20 protein-coding genes, 1 pseudogene and 1 riboswitch are annotated in these 21,153 nt (G+C 69.7%); of the genes and pseudogenes, 9 read left to right on the top strand and 12 right to left on the bottom strand.

The window, feature by feature from the left end; translation table 11 throughout:
- Window positions 1-91: 91 nt before the first annotated feature.
- Window positions 92-299, bottom strand: a riboswitch (cobalamin riboswitch).
- A gap of 556 nt (window positions 300-855) precedes the next feature.
- From ACA361_RS17210 to ACA361_RS17195, 4 genes are all read left to right on the top strand, one after another.
- Entirely contained in the window at window positions 856-1,779 is a 924-nt protein-coding gene (locus ACA361_RS17210; protein ID WP_375012998.1) for a hypothetical protein, read from the top strand.
- 32 nt (window positions 1,780-1,811) lie between these two features.
- Window positions 1,812-1,976 carry a hypothetical protein gene (locus ACA361_RS17205; RefSeq protein WP_375012997.1) on the top strand — a complete coding sequence of 55 codons (165 nt, stop codon included), beginning with the start codon at window positions 1,812-1,814 and terminating at the stop codon, window positions 1,974-1,976.
- Between the two features lie 203 nt (window positions 1,977-2,179).
- Window positions 2,180-2,404: a hypothetical protein gene (locus ACA361_RS17200; RefSeq protein WP_375012996.1), complete on the top strand. Its 225-nt coding sequence runs from the start codon at window positions 2,180-2,182 to the stop codon at window positions 2,402-2,404.
- Between the two features lie 156 nt (window positions 2,405-2,560).
- The gene (locus tag ACA361_RS17195; protein WP_375012995.1) at window positions 2,561-3,196 is read left to right on the top strand and encodes a DUF4190 domain-containing protein; all 636 of its coding nucleotides are present in this window, start codon (window positions 2,561-2,563) and stop codon (window positions 3,194-3,196) included.
- Window positions 3,197-3,700: 504 nt separating this feature from the next.
- Here ACA361_RS17195 and ACA361_RS17190 read toward each other — a convergent pair.
- The 4 genes from ACA361_RS17190 to ACA361_RS17175 form a co-directional block, all read right to left on the bottom strand.
- Complete coding sequence (locus tag ACA361_RS17190; RefSeq protein ID WP_375012994.1) at window positions 3,701-4,447, bottom strand: hypothetical protein; 747 nt, start codon at window positions 4,445-4,447, stop codon at window positions 3,701-3,703.
- 737 nt (window positions 4,448-5,184) lie between these two features.
- Window positions 5,185-6,567: an acyltransferase family protein gene (locus ACA361_RS17185; RefSeq protein WP_375012993.1), complete on the bottom strand. Its 1,383-nt coding sequence runs from the start codon at window positions 6,565-6,567 to the stop codon at window positions 5,185-5,187.
- Between the two features lie 502 nt (window positions 6,568-7,069).
- Window positions 7,070-7,489, bottom strand: coding sequence for a hypothetical protein (locus ACA361_RS17180; protein WP_375012992.1), 420 nt, complete (start codon window positions 7,487-7,489; stop codon window positions 7,070-7,072).
- 1,076 nt (window positions 7,490-8,565) lie between these two features.
- Window positions 8,566-9,762, bottom strand: coding sequence for a VWA domain-containing protein (locus ACA361_RS17175; RefSeq protein WP_375012991.1), 1,197 nt, complete (start codon window positions 9,760-9,762; stop codon window positions 8,566-8,568).
- Between the two features lie 445 nt (window positions 9,763-10,207).
- Between ACA361_RS17175 and ACA361_RS17170 the strand changes: the two genes are divergently transcribed.
- Window positions 10,208-10,366, top strand: a complete 159-nt coding sequence (locus ACA361_RS17170; protein WP_375012990.1) for a transposase — start codon at window positions 10,208-10,210, stop codon at window positions 10,364-10,366.
- Window positions 10,367-10,998: 632 nt separating this feature from the next.
- Here the strand turns inward: ACA361_RS17170 and ACA361_RS17165 are convergent.
- Window positions 10,999-11,316: a hypothetical protein gene (locus ACA361_RS17165; protein ID WP_375013582.1), complete on the bottom strand. Its 318-nt coding sequence runs from the start codon at window positions 11,314-11,316 to the stop codon at window positions 10,999-11,001.
- Between the two features lie 105 nt (window positions 11,317-11,421).
- A pseudogene (locus ACA361_RS17160) lies at window positions 11,422-11,611 on the bottom strand (IS5/IS1182 family transposase); the annotation flags it as partial.
- Between the two features lie 1,065 nt (window positions 11,612-12,676).
- Between ACA361_RS17160 and ACA361_RS17155 the strand changes: the two are divergent.
- Both ACA361_RS17155 and ACA361_RS17150 read left to right on the top strand, forming a co-directional pair.
- On the top strand, window positions 12,677-12,802 hold the full coding sequence (locus ACA361_RS17155; RefSeq protein WP_375012989.1) for a hypothetical protein: 126 nt from the start codon (window positions 12,677-12,679) through the stop codon (window positions 12,800-12,802).
- 268 nt (window positions 12,803-13,070) lie between these two features.
- Window positions 13,071-13,301, top strand: coding sequence for a hypothetical protein (locus ACA361_RS17150; RefSeq protein WP_375012988.1), 231 nt, complete (start codon window positions 13,071-13,073; stop codon window positions 13,299-13,301).
- Window positions 13,302-13,467: 166 nt separating this feature from the next.
- Here the strand turns inward: ACA361_RS17150 and ACA361_RS17145 are convergent, their stop codons facing one another.
- Complete coding sequence (locus ACA361_RS17145) at window positions 13,468-14,277, bottom strand: helix-turn-helix domain-containing protein (protein ID WP_375012987.1); 810 nt, start codon at window positions 14,275-14,277, stop codon at window positions 13,468-13,470.
- Between the two features lie 9 nt (window positions 14,278-14,286).
- On the opposite strand from ACA361_RS17145, the gene ACA361_RS17140 reads away from it, so the two are divergent.
- Both ACA361_RS17140 and ACA361_RS17135 read left to right on the top strand, forming a co-directional pair.
- Window positions 14,287-14,658: a DUF4345 domain-containing protein gene (locus ACA361_RS17140; RefSeq protein ID WP_375012986.1), complete on the top strand. Its 372-nt coding sequence runs from the start codon at window positions 14,287-14,289 to the stop codon at window positions 14,656-14,658.
- Between the two features lie 452 nt (window positions 14,659-15,110).
- Entirely contained in the window at window positions 15,111-15,866 is a 756-nt protein-coding gene (locus ACA361_RS17135) for a hypothetical protein (protein ID WP_375012985.1), read from the top strand.
- Between the two features lie 240 nt (window positions 15,867-16,106).
- Here the strand turns inward: ACA361_RS17135 and ACA361_RS17130 are convergent, their stop codons facing one another.
- The 5 genes from ACA361_RS17130 to ACA361_RS17110 all read right to left on the bottom strand — a co-directional run bounded on the left by ACA361_RS17130 (window position 16,107) and on the right by ACA361_RS17110 (window position 20,948).
- Window positions 16,107-17,138 carry a Ppx/GppA phosphatase family protein gene (locus ACA361_RS17130; protein WP_375012984.1) on the bottom strand — a complete coding sequence of 344 codons (1,032 nt, stop codon included), beginning with the start codon at window positions 17,136-17,138 and terminating at the stop codon, window positions 16,107-16,109.
- Window positions 17,139-17,776: 638 nt separating this feature from the next.
- Window positions 17,777-18,163, bottom strand: coding sequence for an STAS domain-containing protein (locus ACA361_RS17125; RefSeq protein ID WP_375012983.1), 387 nt, complete (start codon window positions 18,161-18,163; stop codon window positions 17,777-17,779).
- Window positions 18,164-18,668: 505 nt separating this feature from the next.
- Window positions 18,669-18,890, bottom strand: a complete 222-nt coding sequence (locus tag ACA361_RS17120; RefSeq protein WP_375012982.1) for a hypothetical protein — start codon at window positions 18,888-18,890, stop codon at window positions 18,669-18,671.
- A gap of 468 nt (window positions 18,891-19,358) precedes the next feature.
- A complete protein-coding gene (locus ACA361_RS17115) occupies window positions 19,359-20,363 on the bottom strand; it encodes an SgcJ/EcaC family oxidoreductase (protein ID WP_375012981.1) in 1,005 nt (334 codons plus the stop codon).
- Window positions 20,364-20,546: 183 nt separating this feature from the next.
- Window positions 20,547-20,948 (bottom strand): hypothetical protein, encoded by a 402-nt coding sequence (locus ACA361_RS17110; protein ID WP_375012980.1) that lies wholly within the window; start codon window positions 20,946-20,948, stop codon window positions 20,547-20,549.
- Between the last annotated feature and the right edge of the window lie 205 nt (window positions 20,949-21,153).

Here is a 21,153-nt window from a genome sequence, read left to right as displayed (position 1 = left end):
ATCCCGGCACACCGTCACCCGGCACGGTGCCGGGCCCGGAGAACCCACGGGCATACAGCCCCTCCTCTCTGGGGAGATCCGCCCCAGTTCCATCGAGGAGGCGACCGCGTGAGTCTCCTGGCTCTCGGGTCAACGCTCGTCCCGGCCTTCCCGCCCGCGTACGCGGGCAGTGGCATGGTTCGGGATCCGCTCGCCGATCACAGTGGCGGGACCGCGCCGGATTCGCACCGGCTTCCTCGTCCGCCGTCGCCTACACCGCACATGGTGTCACATGCGGCACTTGCACAATAATCGCAACAAGGTGGAACCCCGTCGCGCGGAGCGCACCGCCCGGTCAGGAGGCGCGACCGCCGCTCGTAGACGCTGACATGGCGCCGGCCGGAGGCGGTGTACGGCTCGCCCCACCGTTCGCGCAGGCCGAGGCCCGCGACGCGCGCCATGAGGTCGAACTCGGGCGGATGCGCCAGGCGCAGCCGCCTCGGCGATCAGCTCACGACCCCAGCCGGCACGACCCACAGGTCGGATGCCCAGGACCTCCCCGAATGACGGCCGCCCAGCAGCCTGACCGCCACGGCGAAGCCCATGCAATAGGAAAAGCGCAGTGAGGTCGAGAAGTTGATCGCCCGAGGCGCCATGAGTCGCCGGGGAGAAGGAGGAGATCAACTCCTCGCCTCTCCCAGGGGCCTGTCGGACGGGGCTGTTTTTCTACGTCCGGGAGAATGGCCGGTCGGACGGCATTGGGGCCCTTCGGCCCTAGGAGCGGTACCCGAATCCGCCTACTTTCATGTTACGAAATCAAGAGCCACGTCATCGATGGGATCAATGCTGCCCGATTCTCCTTAAAAGGAGGTACTCATGACCGAGCACATTCTGCTGTTCGAGGGCACGTGCGGCCGCTGCGGGCGCCTTGCCGCCGAGGTCGTGGAGGTCTCCGCGGGCAGACTGGACGCCGTGCGGCTCACCGATCCGCGCGCTGCGCGGTGGGCGGCCGACGCCGGCGTCGAACTCCCGAACCGGCCCGCCCTGGTGGTGCTGTCCGGCCCCCGTCCCCGGCTGCTGACGGGGAGGAGAATGGTGTCGGCGCTCGTACGGCTCCTGGGCCCGCGGCGCAGCATGGCAGTCCTCAGGGCGCTCGGCGAGGATCACGCCGAGGACGACGGAGGACGACGGAACTTCCTGCGTACCGGCCTGATCGGCCTGGGCGTGGTCGCCGGCTCGGTCATCGTCCCCGGGACCGCGCACGCTCGATCGGCGCGGAAGTTCACCCCCGACGAACAGGCGGCCATCCGGCGCCGGATGGCGGGCTACGACCGCATGGACGCCGTCCGCGCCCGCCTGCGGGAGCACGGGTTCCAGCTGAGACCGGAAGGCGACACCGTCGGCGGAACGCGTTCGGAACCGCTCGTGGTATCGGTCTACGCCCCCCGCGACAACGACCCGGCGCGCGCCGCGGTGCTCATTCGGCGGGTGGCCGGCGGCAAGGTGACCGGGACGCTGGAGATCGTCAGCGGGGATCCCTCGGCGGTGATCGCGGACGGGAGGGTCAACGTCGACGCCTGGCAATTCACATCCGTCCCTCTGACGCGGCCGGGCGAGGTCGAACCGCTCTCTCCAGCGCAGTATTTCGCCTGCATGGTCCGGTGCCTGGCGAGCAATTGCAGTACGGAAGTCGCCGCCTGCAGGCTGATCCCCAACAACTGGGCCATGCTTCTCTGCATCTTCACCTTCTGCAATGGCCCGGTGGCCGCGTGCCATGACGAATGCGTCGACCTTTGGTAGGCCCGGGCTCGCCGACCTTCGCCCGCTTCCTCATGGGTGAATACGACGCGGACCATCCGGACGCGACGGTGGACGTCCACGCCGCCGTGATCGCGTTCCTGAACGAGCCCGAGGGACGCGAACTGGAGCGGCTATTGGAATCACTCCAGGAGGCCATGGGCGCCCCGGTAGGGGTCTATGACACCTCCTACCCATGACGAGCCGATATCTGCTGGCCCGCGACGCACCCAAGCAGGGCAATGCACCGCACCCAGGGATCGTCCATCCGTCACCAGAAGCCCGACCATCATGATCCGAGGCGCGGGCCAGGGCGCTCAAGGCTGCATGGTCGGCCTCGGCGCCAAAGCGGCCCACCTCACCCCGGCACCAGCACGTTCGGCCAGCTCATAGCCTGCATGGCGTGAGTAGGAGGTGGGTCGCCCCAGGAGGCTGGGACATCGAACTGATCGATCTTGATGGCGTGGCCCTGCTGCGCGTGCGGTACCTGAGGTATCTGCGCGGGTACTGCCGGACCGTCCATGAGGTCGCCGCGCTCCTGGAGCCGGCCGGGCTGACGATGGCGGACCTGGTCGAGATGCTGCCCACCGCCCGCCGCGTCCATGGCCGCCGGCGATGGTCGGCGTGAGTCAGCCGACCTGCGGTCTCGGCGCATGCGCGCTCGCCCAGTGCTGGGTGGAGCTGATCCCCAAAGGGAAATGGCGCCCGGCGGAAGCCCGGCATGATCGTCACGATTGCACAACGCCATGGTGTCGCGGACACGTGATCAGTATTGTCTCGGCGCATGACGACGCCTCCGCCTGGACCCACGGGCGTTGCATCGAAGACCTCCCGGCTGGCGATCGCCTCACTGGTCACCGGGATCTCCGGCTGCCTGTCGGTCATCGGGCCGGTTCTCGGCGTCGTGGCGCTGGTCCGGATCCGGCGTACCGGAGAACGCGGGCAAGGTCTGGCCATCGGCGGCATCGCCACAGGCGCCGTCTCGTCGGCCGTCGCGGTGGCGATGATCGCTTCGGGAACGCTGTCGGTCTGGACCACCCCCGCCGAGCTGGGCGGCGACGGGGTCCCTCGCCCCGTGTCGACGAACGAGGGTGTCGGTGGCTGTTTCGACTTCGACGGAGAGGTCGGCGACTTCTCCGGAGGGACCACGGACGTCTCCTGCGAAATGCCGCACGACGCGCAAGCCGTGTACCTCTACAAGGCACCCGACGGTCCCTATCCGGACCGCCAGACCCTCAAGAAGATCGCCGAAACCGAGTGTGTCAAGGCCATCCCGAACTTCCGCGAACCACCATCACCGGACATGATCCAGGGTGTCCAAGCGATCAACGAGCAGGCATGGGTCTCCGGCACCCGGAACGTGCTCTGCTACGTCCGTGCCAAGGAGGGCAAGCTCACCGGGACCCTGCTCAAGGACTGAACCGCAGCCGCACGCCGAACGCCGCACCAGAGCGCACGAGCCTGGGCGCTGGCCGCAGGGCCTAGTAGGGCGCCGGCGGTGTAGCCGATGTCACGCCACAGCCGGTAGGTGCCCAGGGCATTGGCGCGCCCAGGAGGGTGGGCATGGTCGGACACCGAGGCGATCAGCACGTCCCCCGTGACCGCCGCTGGCCGGGAGCCGGGCCGCGGTGCGCGGCCGTCCGGGCCGCCGGTCGGTGACCGGCGCCCACCTCGCACGCGCCGAGCAGCGGAGCCGGGCGGCCGGGGCGGCGACGCGAGCGCCGCCGCCCCTTGACCGGACAGCGGTCACAGCCGCCCAACCGGTCTGTCTTCACCCTCAACGATCACCGGCCCGAGCCACGTCCTCATCGCGAGTGGCGGGAACACACCGACGCGGCCGGACGCACCGCTGCAGAACCGGGCCGCACGGGCCATGTTCTCTCGTCACCTCCGGGGCTGGACCGCAGTGTGCCTGACGGGTGGGCTACCGCTTCGGTGTGACGACGGGGGCGTTGAACGGGAGGACCAACAAGGGACCCGTCACCACCACTCGATCGGTGTTGGGCACCCCCCAGCCGAGGTCGGCCCTCTGGTGACAGGTGCCGCGGTCTTCGATCCAGTACCTGGCATCCGCGCCGCCCGGTCCGGAACGGAAACGGCCCAGCAGCGAGATGCGGTCCCGGATCGTGCCCTTCTGATCCACCACGAAGCCGTGAATGGGGTACGTGCCGCGGAAACCGCCCTCCACCGTCCGCGCCTCGTAACCGAGGTCCGAGATCATCACGCGGAGTGCCGTGCCCGCCTCGTCGGTCACGGTGGCGTCGAACTCACCCATGAACGGCGTCACGAAGCCAGGGAACGACGTGTGGAACCTTTCCGGGTAGATCGAGGGCCGCCGTTCCAGCGAGGAGAACCGGTAGGCCCGCTGGAACGTGCCCGCCGTGATCGTGTACGTGCCGTTCTCGCACACGAACGGACGGAGCGCGCGCCCGGCCAGATCGGTGGACAGCCGTACGATCTGGTTGCCCGTGGCGGGATCCCCGAATTCCTCCTCCACCATGGACGAAGAGATCCCGTGCCTGGTCAGCTTGAGCTTGAATCCTGGGCCGACCGCGGCGATGCGGCTCTCGCTCTCCTTGACGTAGACGTCCTGGATTTCCTTGGCGGAGGCGTTCGGCGCCATCAATATGGCGGCGACCAGCGTCATTCCGGCCACGGCGAATCGGGCCACGATCCCTCCCTGCATCCGTACATCGTTGTACCAAGAGCCATGATCACAGGATCGTCGGCCTTCGCCTAGATGTACTGCCCACAAAGGTCGGGGACGCGGGTGGCGGGGGAGTTGCGGCCTCGCTGCGATGCGTGATCAGCCAGGCGTTCGCCACGGACCCGGTCGTCGGCATGCCGACCGCGGTGGGGATCTAGGCGTTGATTTCCGCGCCGGTCCGCCCGCCGGACCGCAGCCGCCGCACCAGCTGCGCGGGATCATCGCCACCCCGGCACGCCACAGCGTGCTCTTCCCGATTCCCGCGTCCGTCCCCTTCGATCAGGAACGCGACCCGTGGCGAATCCAGGAAGGACGACAGCGAACTCGAGTTCGGCGTCCCGCCCGACGATCTCGGTCTGTCCGTCGAAGCGTCCCACAGCCAGATTTACGCCGGGTGATCCCACCGTCACGATCTTCTGTGAGGCCGCAGCGGGACAGCGAGCGCCAGCGGCTCGCGGCACGATTCGAATATGCATGACGCAGGATCACGAACCGGCGCTCTTGGTGCGCTCGCTCAGGGAAAGTACACCTCCTTGCGTCCTTGCCGGTGCGGGGAAGTCGGCTGCCACTATCCCGCCCCGCAGTGGCACGCGAACACGCCGCCATCAACCGTCATCAGGTTTTGGGTGCTGGACCGGCCGGTGGAGTGGTCAGGGGATGCGGCCGGGTGTCGGGCCCGGGCACGGCACGCGGCCAGCCGGTCAGGTGCCTGCCGCTCGCCGCTGGATCAGGCGCAACGTGACCGCACCGGCGAAATAGGCCAGCAGCACCTCAGCGGGAAGCCCCGCCGGAGCACGATACTCCGGACCCGCCAGCGCAACACCGACAAGTCCCAACTGCGCCGCAGCCAGCCCGGTAATGGTCAGCGCGCTGGAGGCCCCTGGCCGGACGATCGGCCTCCGGTCCGTGCCCACACCGGCCGGGCCTCGACCGGAACGCGTTCTGCCACGCCACTCCGACCATCCGAACAGCGCCACCAGCAAGGCCAGCACGAACGCCAGGCAAGCCAGCCACGGAAGCCGCAGCAGCAGCCACTGGGAGGTGCCGACCCGCGGCTGCGGGAAGATCCCGGTTGGATAGAGCGCGACGGCGGCCACCGCCAGTGCCGTCATGTGCCACAGGAACGCGGTCAGAATCACCGCATTGAGCCCCACCACCGCCATCCACGGGCGGGGCCGCCGCAACCACCGGTTGGCCGGGCCTTGCAACAGCAGCACCAGGGCGGTCTGCACGATCGCCAGGGACAGCAGGGCGACCGTCGGCGGGGAGGTGTTCTGCACCTGTGCTCCCGGAACGGCGACCATGCTCACCGGATACGGTCCCGCGGCCGTGAGGAACACCAGGCACCCGGCTCCGAGCGCGGCCAGCGGCAGGGCCACCTCCCACCGCGCGGGCAGCCGCCCGTCCTGCCAGGCGAATCCGATCTGATGTACGGCCAACCATGCCAGCAGGAAGTTGGCCGCGCCGCCATGGTCCGTCCCGTAGCCCAAGCGCACAACGTCGCCCGCACCGACCAGAAGGGCCAGGACCACGGGGACCGCAAGACCCCACCGGCGGTGCATCGCATACATCGCAGGAGTGAGCACCACCACCGCGAAATATGCGGCGAGAAACCACAGCGGGATCGTGACCAGCCAGACCGCCCTCCCGATCAGGTCGGGCTCGGCGCCCAGGGCGCGGGCGAGAGCGGCCGACATTCCGATCACGAAAAGGAACGCCGTCGTCGGGCGCAGCAACCGGTCGGCGCGGCCGACCAGCCATTCCCGCCATTGGACGCCGCGTGCCATCGACGACCTCAGCGAGGCGGCATTGGAGAAACCGCCGACCAGGAAGAACACCGGCATGACCTGAAACAGCCACGACAGCCATCGCGTCCACGGCAGGACCTCCAGCACATGGCGGCCACCAAGGCCACCTTCGCCATAGGTCACCACGGTGGCAAGCCAATGGCCGGTCACCACCAGCACGATCGCGGCCGCACGGAGCAGATCTACCCAGCGATCTCGCTGCGGCGGCGTCCGCTCGGCCAGCAAGCGCAGCCCGCGGATCACCTCCCGGGCGCCATGCACGATGCGTTCTGACATGCTGCCGACACATCCTCCCCCCGGCCCTGACACCGCGAGATATGCCCGTGGTGAAGGAGCCCATCCCGCCCCCTCGCTCAAGGCGCCTGACCAAGCGCGGCGAACCTTGGTGGTCGCTGCACCAGGGAGGCGATCGATGGTTGGCGGTCATCCCGCGATCGGGCGGACGGCCCACCCGGTGCCGCGCCGGCCGTGGCCGGTAGGGGGAGGCCGCTGCGCGGGCGTACCTCGGGGGCGTGCAGCGCGCTGGCGGGTGGGGCTTCGGGCGCCGGTACGCCGACGGCGGCGAACTGTCCCTCGTCGGCATGGTCGAGGAGTTCGGCCGAGTGCAGCGGCCAGGGTTCGTGGGCGAACGGCAAATACAGCCGCCTGCTGCTCGGCGTGGCTTACCTCGAGGTCGCAGATGCTCAGCCGCCTCGCGTGGACCGCACGTCCGTCTGCGCTGTCGTCCCCCGGAAAGGCTCGCGCATCCCGCCCGACCCGAAGTATTGAGTTGCCCCGATTAAGCTCGGAATGAGATGCGTGCGGCTTCTGGCTCGCCGCCGATCTTTGAGATCGTCACGGCCGTCCAGGATTGGCTGCCGCTCGGATTTGTGACATAGAACGAGGTGTAACAGGATCCCAGCCTCGCGACCTCCTCGGCGAAGCAGTACTTCGTTCTTGTGGTGCCGCCGATGTTGACGGTCAAGGAGCCGCCAATTCCGCCGTTGCACTCGAAGTAGCCGCTGACCAGGAGCCTGGATCCCGTCGTGGTGGCGTCCACGTAGTTACGACACGAGATGCCGTAGCTCTGCAACTGCCATGCGCCCCAATCCTGCCATCCGGCCCGAGCTGCCGCCCCGTTCGCGGGAACGAGAGCGGCCGGGACCGCGATTGCGGCCAGGGTCGCGGCCTTGATCGAACTTCTTAGCAGTGATTTCATTGACTCTTCCCTGGAGAGGAGCTGTCGGCTTCATCGTTACCCTGGCACTGATGGGCGTCAATGTCCGAAAGTGAATTGGGGCCCCAGGGCCCTATAAAAACGCTCACGGGTACGGGATGCAGTGAACCTCACACGAGACCTCGAGGCTTCCCATCGTTTCGTCACGCCCAACGGCTGCGGCACCCGCCACGAGGTCCTGATCGCCGAGGCGGTGCAGGAGCCGGAGGCCAACGCGCGGTGCCGGAGTACCGACGGGACCGGCCGTCGGCTCCTCCGCGACGACACCCGGGTCAGCGGGCAACCGGGGCCTGGACAACGACCACATGGTGCCGCTGGCGGAGGCGTGGGGACTCGGGCGCCTGCGGCTGGGATGCCGACCGCTGCCGCGCCTACGCAACGACCTGGACAACGAGCGCGCCCTGGCCGCCGTCACTGCCCGCACCAACCCGGCATAAGGCCGACCAGGGCCCGCGCGAATGGCTGCCGCCGTATGAGCAGGCGCGGTGCCCCTACACCGGCGGTGTGGACCGCGATCAAGCAGCGCCGACGCTTGGCCGCCGCCGTCGCCGAGAAGGACACTGACCGAACTCGCCCAGGACTGCCCCAACCACCCGCCTGTTCGGGTACGCCTACCCGCACGCCGACACCGACCGGCTTCAGCTCGCCAAGGACCGGGCCTACCTGCAGTTCCTGCTCGACGACGAGCACGGCGACGGCGCTAGTCAGGGGATCGCCCATCAGCATGCTCATGATGGGTGGGGGACGTCCGGCGGTTCTTGGCGGCGACCAGGGCGGGGGCGCGTCGGGTCGCGCTGACTTCAGGCCATGTCCTAAACGGCCAGCCGTCTGGTGGCTGGTCTGAGCCTGTCGAGCTGATTAGAGCGGCGCTCTCTGCGTCAAACGGTGCCACCCTGTCTGCGTTCAGCGCTACCCGCGTGCCGCTTCGTGTCGGCGTCTGACGGGTCGTACCGGTGTCCCCGGGCAAGCAACGAGCGAACATGGGGGCAGGGACGCAGGGTGACATGGTCTTCGGCGCGGCGGGGCTTCGTCGAACGGCGCGGGACGTGGTTGCTCCTTCAATTTGAGCCGAGAGGTATCCCGTGGGCTTTCGCGGCTCTCAGCCATTCTGGGAATTCGGAGAGGATGCGGTGGTAGAGCTCTGCGTCGGTGATATCGGCGATGTCGTCCACGGCGAAGAAACCGGCGTTGTCGACCAGCCGGCCGTCGAGGTCGTCGAGCTTGTGCAGGAGCCCGTACCGGCCGTGGCCGAGGCCGATGAACTGCCAGAAGATCGGACGCTCCGACGCCTCGCGCAGCAGGCGGGCGATCTGGGCGTCCTTGGCCACCCCGCCGTCGGAGAAGAAAAGCACGAGCACCGGCTCGCCCGGCCGGTCGGCGTAGTAGGAGACGATGTCGGCGATCACCTGTGGCTCGTTGTTGCGGCCGCCCAGGCTGACGCGGGCGCCGTCGGCGGCGACGGCCTCGTGCATGCGCACGTTGTCGTGCGTCCACGCCTGGATTTCAGCGACCTTCAGCGGCGGTAGCCGCGCGAAGTCGGTGGCGAAGATCCACGCCTCCAGCGCCGCGTCGTCGTCCACCTGCAGGGCGATCGCCGCCATCCGCTCCACGATGTCGGCGACCACGCCGTCCTTGTACATTCGCCGCATCGAGCCCGAGGCGTCCAGCGCGACGGCCACCCGCGCCCGCACACCGCCGATCCCCTTCTTCTCCAGCGAGACGCGGACAGCCTCCTTGCGCAACGAGATGCGCTTGCGCAGGTCCACCTCGACCGGCGGTTCATCGGCGCGCTCGTCGTTCACCTCCACCCCGAAGTCGGTGGCCAGCCCGGCCAGGCCGCTCGCCCAACCCTGACCCACCGCCCGGATCTTCCAGGTCTGCGCGCGCCGGTAGATCTCGACGACGACCAGCACCGTCTCACCCGCCGTCATCACCGGGGTCTCGAACGCGGGCCCGCCATGCACGGCGGCGCGAACCGTGACACCGTCGAACGTGCCGGGCCCGTCGACGTTGGCGACCACCGCGATGGTCGAGACGTCACCGGGCACCACGTCCGGGTCGACGACGACCCCATCGCCGTCCAGCCTCACCCCGTCCTGTGCGGGGTGGTTGAAGAAGACCAGATCCTCGTCCGAGCGCACCCGCCGGTCCTCGTCTAGAAGCACTGCCGACACGTCGATCGCCCGACCCGCGGCACTCACGGCGACGTGGATCCGTCCGGCCTCCAGAGTGGCGTTTTCTCCCTTGCGCAACATCACTGTCCTTGGCCCCCAATCACCTCGGCCAGACAGTACGCCCCTGATCAGCGCATCACGGCATGTGTGCCGAAACAGGCCAGCTTGCTCGGGGTATGAACGGTGGCTTTTCGGCGCATTCTTCTTGGAGGAGATCGCGATGTGGGCCAGCGTCATCGCAGTCTCGGAACCTTGGCGGGCGATCTGACAACCGGGTTACTCGAAGCTCGTGTCAGCCGTACCGTCCGCCAGGACGATGGGGCGGCCGCACGCTGGGAGGCATAGGCCGCCAACTCCAGCGTGGTGGTCGCGGCCTAGGGCTGTTTCGGAGTGAGGTGAGCGGCGGCGTGTCATGCGCCGGACGCAGTGAGGTTTCGGTAGAGCGTTCATCGACCAAGAAGAACAACACCGGAGACCTCGTGGCCACCCTGGCGGTGGCGAGGCGGTTCGACCTGGCCGATGGGCAGTGGGCGCGGCTGGAACCCCTGCTGCCCGCCCCCAGACGTCCAGCCGGCCCTCGAAATGGACGAAACGGCGGCTCATCGACGGCATCCGCTGGCGGGTCCGGGTCGGCGCGCCGTGGCGGGACGTGCCCGCCTGCTACGGCTCCTGGCGGGCGGTGTAGTCGCTGTTTCGCCGCTGGCAGCGCGACGGGGCCTGGGCGAACTTCCTGGCCAGACTCCAGGCCGAGGCCGACTCCACCGTCATGCGCGCCCACCAGCACGCCGCCGTAGCCCGCCGCCACGGGAACGAACAGTCCGAACCGCCCCGGCACGACGACGTCCGGGCCCGGCGACCGCACCCTGGGACAGTCGCGGAGTGGGCTGCCGACCAAGCTGCACCTGGCCTGTGAGCAGGGCCAAAGGCCGTTGTCGCTGGTGGTCACCGCCGGGCAGCGGGGCGACGCGCCGCAGTTCAGGGCGGTGATGGCCCGAGACGCGCGATGAACGCGGGCAGGGTGAGCAGCTCGCAGCTCAGCAGCGTTGGACGAAACCACCTGGAAGTCCTTCCTAGAAGGTGGACAGCCCGGCCGGGCACCGCGGGGAGGACTCGGCCAAGTATGACTGCGTGGCCGAAGGTCTCGTCCACCGGTCGGTGACCGGTCCCGCCGCCGGAGAACGCGAGGTTCCCGGCCGATCCTGCGCTTCGACCTCGGCGACGGCGTCCTGCTGCGGCCCGAACCGTGCCCGTCCGCCAACCGCCCCCACCCTGTTGCTGAAACGTGTTCACTCTTGGCCCGTAGCGACTGCTGCCGGGCTACCAGGCGATCTCTCGTCCCCTGGCGGTCAGTACGAGCGTCAGGCAGCCGATCCACTCACCGTCGTCGGGATGCTCCCAGTTCCCATCGTCGGCCAGGAGCACGGGCAGCTCGCTTCGCGCGATGGGCCTGCCGGGCTGGAACCCGCCGCTTCCGTCGGGCGCTGTCCAGGGAATGACGCGGCAGACGACGATCCACCCTCTGTCGACGAGCGGAAGCAGGACATCAGCGAGCTCCGCACCGGAAGCGTTCTCGTACGACTTCTCCAGGTCGCCGCGTACGCCCGGGAGAATGTCTATCTCGAACGCGTTGAGCATGAACGCACGCTGAGCGGGAGACAGAGTCTCCGATGTATGCACGCTGAGATCGTCGCATCCCCTCGACATCACGCAGCACGGTGGGCTTTCTCGGCATGATCCGGTCTCGCGTGGCTGAAGGGTGTGGACGGCCTTGGCGATGCGTCCCGTACGCCAGAGGCAGCAACGCAGCCTGTGGAGTATTCGCCGTGCCTTGAGGCTGGGCGTTAGCCCGTTCGCCGGGCCCGCGCAGCCGTGCGTGTGTACGGTGGGCCTCCTTCTGCGAGTCTGGCTTGCCGCGCCCTCGGTACGGTGTGTTTTCTGAGAAGGGTCCCTGTGATCCCTGAATGCAAGATCGGAGTCTGGAGTTCGTCGACTCGCGCTCCTTGCGGCGAGGGGCCCTCGACGACCGGTTGGACGTCATGTCCGCCACATGGGGGCTCACCGTGCAGTAGGGGCGTGCAGGCTGCACGGCATGACTACCTGGATGGGCCATGACGCTCCGGTCGGCGACGACGTCCAGGGCCGAACCGGTCACATCCCGATCGACTGATCCGGACATCGGGAAGCCCAGATCGCCGATAGAACGATCTGGGCTTCCCGGGCGGCCGGAGGTCAGGGAGCGAGGCAGCCCGCCGCAGGCACCTCGGATGGAACCCCGGGGTTTGCGAGATCGGCAAGGCCGGTGACCTCTTGGACCGCGCAGTCGACCGTTGCGACCGGGTCGGGTGCGGCGGAGGAGGGAGCAGCGGTCACCGCGAGGAGGGCGGCGGGGACCAGGACAAGGGCGGCGGAACGTGCGAGTACCCGCATTGGGGGTCCTTTCAGGCGGGAGCGGCGCTGTATGTCCGACTACAGCGACAGTGTGCATCCGATACGTTACTAAATGAAGTCAGTGGAGGTGGGAGCTTTTGCCCTTGCTGCTTGAACTCTGCTCTTTGCCTATCCGGCAAATGGTGCAAACGGGTGGCCGGTGGAATGCGATCCTCAAGTTCGGCGGGTTCGGTGCCATTCTTGCCGGAGGTGGGGACGGTAACGGGCATTCGCGTCCAGACTTCTTGACATGTCATTTATCCCCAGAGTCTGACGTTCTCCGCCAAGTGCAACTTCATCTGCCGCGGACCCGGTGACGCCGCCTTGAGTGGCTTCGGAGTCGTCCCACCATGGAACGCCACTGCCGGTCGCGCTCACGTCACCCACATGGGCCACCGCACCTTGCCGTTGATCACTCGGTTCAACGCCTGTGCGGCAAGCAACCGAATCACAGCGGCTACACCGCTATCCGCTCTTCGGGACCACACGCCGGATCGGGCGGTTCGCCTCCCGAACACTGCGAAGCGACGAGAGCCACCGCACCGCACCATGCACCGCGGGCGATGCCGTGCTGCTGCCGCTGCACGACCTGTGCCCGGCCGAGATCGCCGAGCTGCTCGAAAGCCGCCCGGCCACGGTCCGGCCGGTGCTGGAGCGGCCGGGGCGATACCGGCGGCGGCGCCAGCCTGGCTGATCACCCTAGGCCGGAGCGGCTCCGGCTGGACGGCGCGCGGCTGAGTGAGTGGATCGTGGCGCTGGGGCGCATGTGCGGTCGGGCTCGTCGCCGCGCAGTGCCGTCCCGAGATTGGCACACCTGGCAAGAGCCGTCAGGTGACGGTGTTTGGTGCGCTAGAGGTGGGCCACTGGGCGGTGTGGGCACGGGCTCGGGGTCGCTGCGCGGTCGACTTCACCACACTGCTGATGCGCGCGGTGCGGGCCGCGTACCCCGCACCCGGCACCCCGTGGTGATCTGTGACCACGACAGCGTCCACCATGCCAGGGCCGTCCGGACGTTCCTGGCCGAGGACTCACGGCTCGACCCGACCGTACGGATCTGCGCCGTGCTGATGAACCGCCTGGCCGATACCGCCTCCGACTGGTCCGGCCGCCGCCGACGTCCACGCCTTCTTCCGCGCCCGCTCACCGACCGGCAGCTCACCACCGCAGCACCCTGGACCAGCCCTGGCTACTGATCGGTTACGAGCACAACCTCTGACATACCGCTCAGCCCTCCTCGTCCACGGTGTCGAGAGAGTCAAGGAGATCCTCGACGGTGGAGGTGATGTCCGTGGTCGGCCCCGCCCGCAGGTGCTCCCGGAGTTCATGCCGCCATGCGACTCGCTCGCGGCCAGCAGCGGGTCAGGGTCGTTCTTTGGGCAACGGAGTCTCGCTTGCATCGGCGATGGTGAGGCCGGTGGCCAGCAGCCGGCCGGGCTGGAGCCCGAACATGCGGTGGAAGGCGGCGCTGAAGTGCGAAGGGGTGGCGAAGCCCGCCTCGGCCGCGGCGCGGGTGAGATCGCCGCCCGCGCTGATCGTCCGCCCGGCGGCGATCATCCGCGCCCAGAGCCGGTAGCGCCGGAAGCTCGTGCCGGTATGCGTCTTGAACAGGTGCAGGAAGCGCGAGAGCGACAGCCCGCAGATGGCTGCGCCCTCTGCGGCCATCACGGTCCGGTGGGTCTCGTCGAGCAGCAGTGCGGTGACGGCGCGGATGCGCTGGTCTGGCCCTGCGGGCGCGTCGGGGGCCGCGCGGTCCAGCCAGCGGCGCGCCCCGCTCGCCAGGTGCAGGTCCGCAGCCAGTGTCAGCAGGGCGTGCTCGTCGCGGTGACCGGTCAGGACGGGCGCTCGGCCGCCGGTCATCCGCTGTTCGCAGGCCGATCGCCGCGCCGAAGCGGGATCGAGATAGCAGAAGAGCATCCGGTCGCCCTCGGCGGTCAGCAGGTGCCGTACCCGGGGCGCGATCAGCGCCGTGCGGGCTCGGACACAGACCGCGCCGTCCCCGGCCCGTACCCGAAACGGCGCGTCGAGCCCGACGGCCAGGCAGGCGACCGAGCCCGCGTGCGGGCCCAGGCCGAGTGCCGGTCCGGCGTAGATGGCCTGGCCGGGCCACAGCCACAACACCGGGCTCGGATGGCACGTTGGTGACAGCGCACTCGGGGACACGGGCACCATCCTGGCGGCATGACGACACCGATCGCGATCTGCGCCGCCGTGTTCTTCCTCGGGATGGGGCTGTACGGCCTGCTGGCGCCGGCCGCGCTGATCAGGCCGTTCGGTATCACGCTCGACTCGGCCGAGGCGCGGACCGAGGTTCGCGCCGTGTACGGCGGGTTCGGCGTCGCCGTCGGCGGCCTGCTGGTCTGGGCGGCGGCCGCCACCGGCGCGTCCCGCCAAGGGGTCTTGGCGGCCGTCGGCGTCGCGCTGCTCGGCATGGCCGCGGGACGCCTGTTCGCGCGGGCCTTCGACCGTCCGGCGGCGTTCTACCCGTCCTGGTTCTACTTCTGGGTCGAGGTCATCGGCGGCGGCCTTCTGCTGGCGTGCGCGGCGGCATGAAACCTCAGCAGGCGCACTCGGACCCGCAGCCGTTCCCTGGCGGCCGACGCAAGGAACGCGCAGCGACAGCAGCGCCATCACCGCTCACAGCGCCTGCCGCCGCCGTCCCCGCGACTGCGCTCGCAGGTCCTCGCCTTCGGAACAAAAGGCGTTGTCCAACACGATGACCGGCCCCATATTGACCACGAGACCCGACGGGCGTTCCAGGTGTTGACCGCCGCACCCCACAGCGATTTCCGCCGCCACGCGCACGTTGAACGCCGTCCAGCCGGTCGGCGGCGCTACGAAGTCAGCCGAGCCGATCGGCCACACCGGTGAGCCGGGCGCGACGGGATGGAGGCGTGTGCGTCCGGGGGTTCGGCCGTGCGCGTAGCGGTTCCGGGTGTGGCTCCTGGGTGGGAGAATGTCGAGGCTAGGGGACTCTTTGTTCAGTGGCGAGAGCCAGGTGGGCGATGTTGAACCGAGCCGAGGCCGCGCTGGTAGCGGTGCTGTTGGAGGAACTGGTCGGCCATCCCGCCGCCGATGTGCGGGCGGCGGCCGAGCAGATGGCGTTGATGCTGAACTGGCGGCTGGCCTCCAGTGAGGGCACCGGACCTGATCGGTGGCCCGATGGCGACAGCGGGCCGGTGGAACGCCGGGATGCCGGTGTGGCCCGGGACGAGGCCGCGCTCAAACGCGACCTGGCCGCGCAGCGGCGTGACACGCGGGCCCAGGACCGCGACCTGCGGGCACGGGCCCGCGATGCCGCGGCCGCGGACGCCGACCAGGACGCCGCCGACGAGGAGCGGTTGCTGGCTGAGCTGCTGCGGGCGGCGGAGTTGCGTGATCGGGTCGCCGCCGAGCACGCGGCCCACACGCGCGGCCGGCGCCTTGAGGCGGGCAGGCCCGAGTCGGCGGCCGAGGCGGAGCTGCGACAGCAGGCCGAAGTGGACCGGGAGATGGCGGCGGCCGACCGCGAACACAACCTGCAGGACCGCAAGCTGCTGCGTACCCTGCTGGCGGCGGCGGCCCAGCGCCGCCAGGAGGCCGTGGAAGATCGGTGCGACAGCGACCAGGACCGCCGGCAGGCCGCCCAGGACCGCGTGACCGCCGCCGCCGATCGCCGCGAGGCCCTCCACGATCGCTGGCAGGCGTACCAGGACCGCGAGCGCGCCGATGCCGACAGCCGGCACAGCAGCACCGGCAGCGAGTTGACCGAGCCCTGGTGACCCACGCCATGCCGGCGGCTCAACCCGGGATTCAGCTTGTGATCCAACGACCATTCACGGGAGGTTGAGCCGCCAGGAGACTCCGAATCGGCCGGTCACCCAGCCGAACCTGGCGTTGAACCCATAGCTTCGCGGCATCGGTGTGGTGCCCTGGTCGCGGAGGCCGGTGCACCCGCGCCGGCCCATGGACTCCGCCGCGCCGAGGGCGTCGGCTACGGCGGCGTCCGGTGGGCGGGCTGGTCAGGCTCCGCAGCGGACCGGGCTGGCGGCCGCAGGCACCAGGTCCGGTACCGCATGCAGGCGAGGCCCTTGAAGCAGGGTGGCGTCCTGGGTGAGCGCCGCGGTTTCGGTGTCGGCGGTCGCCGGGTCGGTCATGGCCTGCAAGTGGCGGATCATGACGCCTTCACGGATCGCCCACGGGCAGATCTCCAGCCGCGGCACCCGCAACCTGGTCATCAGGGTTTCGGCGACGATCGCGCCGGCCAGGATCTGCGGCGCCCGCGGCCGTGACACTCCGGGCAGCCGGGCCCGCTCGGCGTGGGTCTTGGCGGCCAGAACGAGGATCTGGGCGCGCAGCCGGTCCAGTTCCAGCACGCGGGGCACGTGCGCGCCGGCCTTGCGTTTGGGGGCCCCGGTCAGGCGCGCGAGCTGGAAGAAGGTCCTGGAGGTGGCCACCGGCCGCACCGGCACCCCGCCCTCCCGCATCCTCTGGCGCCGCGCGGACTCCAGCGCGTGGGTGACCTCGGTCAGGTGCGCGGCCAGGTGCTCCTCGATGTGGAGGCGCAGCCGCCGCACATGTCGGCGCGGGGGCGGGTCGCCGGGCAGGAACCGGCGGGTGAGCCGACCGGCGCCCAGCGGCAGCGAGGACGCCAGTGACGGCTCCTGCCCGTGCCCGTAGGCGACCTCCAGCGAGCCGCCACCGATATCGGCCAGCAGCATCGACCCCGCCGACCAGCCGTACCAGGCGCGGGAGGCCAGGAACGTCAGCCGCGCCTCATCGGTGCCGGACAGGAACCCCAGCCGCAGTCCCGTGGCGCGGGTGACGCGGTCGACGACGTGGTCGCGGTTGGTCGCGTCCCGCACCGCCGAGGTCGCGAACGCCAGCAGCTCATCGACCCGATGCGACCTCGCCGCCCGCACCGCCCGCCCGACGGCGGTCACCAGCCGTTCCACGGCCGGGCCCGCGATCGTGCCGTCGGCGTCGATCGACTCGGCCAGCCGGGTGGGATGCTTGACCGTCGCCACCGGCCGCGGCGGCTGCCCCACCTGCACGTCCACCACCTTCAAATGCGCGGAGTTCGACCCCACATCCAGCACACCGATTCGCATGACCCCCGCATTACCCCCACCACCGGTCTTCATTCGCACCGGTCACGACCGTACGGCGGCGGCCCGCCGACCGCCGGCGGAGTCGGTGAGCAGATCGGTACGCAGCCGGGCGGTCCGGCGCCCCGCCCGGCGTCACCGGCCTGGCCGCGGCGCTGGTGGTCCTGCAGGCGGCATGGCTGAACCTGGACGAGCTGGAAGCCGAACTCGTCGGCGCGGTGCATGAGGCCGGGTTGAGCTGCGAGGCGATCGCCGCGGTGTTGAAGCTGCCGGACGCCGCTGCCGTCCAGCACCGCTACGACCAACTGCGGCCGCGGCCGGACGCTCCCGTCGCCGAGATCCATACCCCCCACGGCCCCGGCCGCGACGGCACCGCCCATGTCGGCGCTCCCTCCGACCGACGGACCGGCCGACCAGCCGTAGCCGCCCGGCGTGCCCGCACCGGCACGCCATCCGGGTGGGGAACTTCCGGGGTCAGCCAGCCGGGCCCGGGCCCGGGGCCGTGGCGGCAGCTGCCAGGGACACCCGGCCACGTACTCGCCTGGATCGTCCTATTGCCCGTTCCTCCGGCCCGGCCTCCCTGGTCAGACCGGCTCCGGAGTCGGCCCCTCCTCGATCTCCGGCAGCGCATCGCAGATCTTCAAGAAGCGGTCCAGCCCCGTGGTGACCAGCACGTTGACCACCCGCGGAGTCGGCCGCACCAGCACCAGCTGCCCGCCCGCCGCAGCGGCCCGCTTCCACAAACGGATCAGCGCGTTGAGCCCTGAGGAATCGCAGAAGGCCAGCTGCGACAGCTCCAGCGCGATCCGCGGACCGGGCTGCCGCGCGATCAGCTGACCGACCTGCTCGCTGAACTCCGGCTCGGTGGTCAGGTCCAAGTCCCCGCGCAACTCCACCGTCAACCACGGCCCCACCGGCACCACGCTCACGCTCAGCCTCGGCTCGGCCGCTTCCCCCCGCCTCACGATCATCGCGCCCACCCTTGTCCGCAATGCACCGATTATGCCCGCTCTCCACTGCCACCGCACCAGGCATGCGTCCACCGCCAACGCCAGCACGCGGCGTGGTCGGTCAGGAAGGCCCTGAGCCGGGTGTCACGGCGGTCCAATGAGCCTCGCCCTCGACGATCGTCTGACCAATACGAACAGCGGCGAATGGATCGGAGTTCGCTAGATGTGCTCCAAGCTTGCATGAACGCCGGTTACGGTGCGTCGAGGTCGGCAGCGGGATGCCGGTCACCCCCGCGCATCCGCGCCCTCTGGGCGATGCCGGTTTCGAAGCCGCCCGCCCCGCCTTGCTAAAGATCACGCCCAGCAGCACGCGGACGGCCAGGAGGGGGTGGGTGCGGCCACAGCAGGTAGGGCGCCGATGCCCTTGTGCTGGAGAAGAGTCGCCGGGGTGGCCGGATCGTTCAGCCGGCGAGGGCCGGACTCGTGCGCTGCGGCTCCGATCCCGCTGATCGGCGCTGTCACCGCTTCACCCTGACGGACGAGGACGAGTCTGCAGTTGCTCATCGTTGCCGCCTTCGTCAGCATCCCGATTGTCCGCCACTGCTTCGGTCCTGTCCCCAAGGTCGCCACGGTCGCCAAACGCCAACGCCAGAACGTCCGCCCGCAAGTCCTGGAGGAGAACAAGCTTCGCTTCGTCGCGAGCGGCCACGAGACCCGCCGCCCCGGTCGCCGCCATGATGATCGGCACCGCCGCGTTCAACCTCGCCGGTGCCGACCCGGCCACTGACCTGAGTCTCCTCCTCGCTGGTCCTGCTGCTGAACGCCGGGATCGTCTACAGCGACCTCACCGCTGTCCCCTCGGTCCAGGCCGCCTTACAACCGCAAGAACGACCCGAACCGGCCCGCGTCCAGGTCGCGCCCCGTTCCTCAAGGCCGCCGAGAACGCCTTCCCCTCCTAGGTCCGCACTCAGACCCACATCCCGCAACACCATCGTCTTCGCCGGTTCCGCCATCGCCCTGGCCGCCGTCACCGTCGCCTGAACGCCCCCGCCGAGACCAGCGGCCCAGGGCGCCGTGCCCTGGGCCGCTCACCGCTATCCGGCATTCCGGCCACGTCCCGTTCGTGACGACCACGCACACCGCGCATCGCCCTTCGCTGCTTCTACGGCTCAACGCCCTGGTCAATGGCCACCGGGCAACCGCGGGGACAGTTGGCCTAGCTCGCAACATTGGTGTTCTGGAGTGCGCTGATCCACCAGGCGCCGTCGCGGCGGACCGCGACGGCGGTGCCGTGGTTGGCGAAGGCGAGGTCCGGCCCGGTGGTCTCCTGCCGCAGGTGCAGGACGGCAGTGCCGGGATTGGGCGAAGCGGCGTCCAGCAGCGTCACGCGGGTCCGCCAGTCGGCCACGGCACCCGCAAGCCGAGCGGTGTGGTACGCGAACAGGTCGTCCCAGCCCCGGATCAACGTTCCGTCCGGCACGACCACGACGGCGTCCGCGGCGAACGGCCGGTCCAGCACGGCGGCCCGCTTCCGGTTGAAGCCGTCCTCCAGATCCGCGACCAGCCGCCGCAGCCGCGCGAGGTCCGCTTCGTCCACTCCGCTGTTGACCGCGGGACGTCCTGTCGCGCCGGCCCTCAGCGCGGCCAGGAACTCCTCCTCCGTCAAGGCTCCAGAGACCTGCGGCCGGTCACCGAACCGCAGCACCGGCACCCCGCGGACCCCCGAGCGCCGCACCCTGTCGAGTTCCCGCCGCGTCTCCTCGGCACCCTCGTCGCTCCACCCGACACCGGCCTCGGCCGCCAGGCCCTTCAGAACGTCCACATCGGCGATGTTGAGCTCGTCGGTGTGGTGCGCGCGGAAGAGCCGTTCGACCATCTCCTCGCCCCGCCCCTGAGCCGCGGCCACCCTGACCAGGCGGTGCGCCTCGAAGGTGTTGGAGAAGACCGCCCTGTCATGCCGGAACTCCAGGCCCTCCCCGGCGGCCTTGGCGGTGATCGCGGCGATCGCCTCCGCGGGGTCCCCGCCGAACGCACGGCGCAGCACCTCGGTCTTGGGCTCGCCCGCCACGGTTGCGTCCGGGCTCAGCTGGTACGGCCGGAAGACGACCTCGGCCCGGCCGCCCTCGGCCCTGAACCGGGCCAGTGCCCGGCGCAGCCGAGCGAACGCGAAGTACGACCAGACGCATGGGATGTCGAGCACGAATTCCACTGTGGTGTTCATGCCGTGAACGCTACGAACGCCCCTCGTAGCAGGGCATCTGTCACATGACCGGTCGGATGTGCGTGGTTCCCAGCGCGGCGGCGACCAGCGCGGCCTTCGAGCTCACCGAGGAAGGCCGGCGCGGCACCCGCGAGCCGACTGAACAGGGCAGCGCGCCGCCTCTTATCCGCTTAAGGCGGGTGGTCAGTCCTCGCGAACTGTCCGCCCGGCCTGGATCTCGCCTCGGTGCCGGATGTACTCGTCAGGGTGCGCATGGGAGATGCGCGTCGCCTCGGTGACCAGCTCGCGTAGCTCGGCCGGCCAGCGCTCGGCCTTCAGGTTGAGGAGGGGCAGTATGCAGCGCCGCACGTCAAGGTCGGGGTTGGCGACGAACTCGCGCAGTGCGGCCTCGTCCCATCGGTCCCGCAGAACCCTCACGGCGTCGTACTCGGCCTGGGCTTCCGGTGTGAAGATGTTGGTACCGCGCGGCGCGAAGGCCCATGCGTGATAAATGGCGCGTGCGGCCCCGGCACGCTCGGGGTCGGTGCCGCCACGGAGGCGGTCGAGCAGGGCTGCCATCACCTGGCGCGCGCCGAAGGCGGCCACGGCCGGTTCGATGAAAAAGCTGTTGTGGCTGGGGTCAGGGCAGTAGACACCTGCGCTGATCAGCGCATCGAAGAACTCGGGGGTTCCCCCTGAGATGTGGACACCGGTTTCAGGCGGCAGCGGTGAGGCTACCTGTGGTTTTCTCGTAGTTGATCGGTGAGAGGTGGCCCAAGGCCGAGTGGCGGCGGCGGGTGTTGTAGCGGGT

It is taken from the genome of Actinomadura sp. 21ATH, from assembly GCF_041951345.1.
In the GTDB taxonomy this organism is placed as follows: Bacteria; Actinomycetota; Actinomycetes; order Streptosporangiales; family Streptosporangiaceae; genus Spirillospora.
This window is presented reverse-complemented; position numbering and strand designations above follow the sequence as displayed.

Coding starts and splice junctions, on each gene's coding strand:
- ACA361_RS17210 (WP_375012998.1), top strand. CDS start 856: ATGACCGAGCACATTCTGCTGTTCGAGGGCACGTGCGGCCGCTGCGGG.
- ACA361_RS17205 (WP_375012997.1), top strand. CDS start 1,812: ATGGGTGAATACGACGCGGACCATCCGGACGCGACGGTGGACGTCCAC.
- ACA361_RS17195 (WP_375012995.1), top strand. CDS start 2,561: ATGACGACGCCTCCGCCTGGACCCACGGGCGTTGCATCGAAGACCTCC.
- ACA361_RS17185 (WP_375012993.1), bottom strand. CDS start 6,567: ATGTCAGAACGCATCGTGCATGGCGCCCGGGAGGTGATCCGCGGGCTG.
- ACA361_RS17180 (WP_375012992.1), bottom strand. CDS start 7,489: ATGAAATCACTGCTAAGAAGTTCGATCAAGGCCGCGACCCTGGCCGCA.
- ACA361_RS17175 (WP_375012991.1), bottom strand. CDS start 9,762: ATGTTGCGCAAGGGAGAAAACGCCACTCTGGAGGCCGGACGGATCCAC.
- ACA361_RS17165 (WP_375013582.1), bottom strand. CDS start 11,316: ATGCTCAACGCGTTCGAGATAGACATTCTCCCGGGCGTACGCGGCGAC.
- ACA361_RS17145 (WP_375012987.1), bottom strand. CDS start 14,277: ATGGTGCCCGTGTCCCCGAGTGCGCTGTCACCAACGTGCCATCCGAGC.
- ACA361_RS17140 (WP_375012986.1), top strand. CDS start 14,287: ATGACGACACCGATCGCGATCTGCGCCGCCGTGTTCTTCCTCGGGATG.
- ACA361_RS17135 (WP_375012985.1), top strand. CDS start 15,111: ATGTTGAACCGAGCCGAGGCCGCGCTGGTAGCGGTGCTGTTGGAGGAA.
- ACA361_RS17125 (WP_375012983.1), bottom strand. CDS start 18,163: ATGATCGTGAGGCGGGGGGAAGCGGCCGAGCCGAGGCTGAGCGTGAGC.
- ACA361_RS17115 (WP_375012981.1), bottom strand. CDS start 20,363: ATGAACACCACAGTGGAATTCGTGCTCGACATCCCATGCGTCTGGTCG.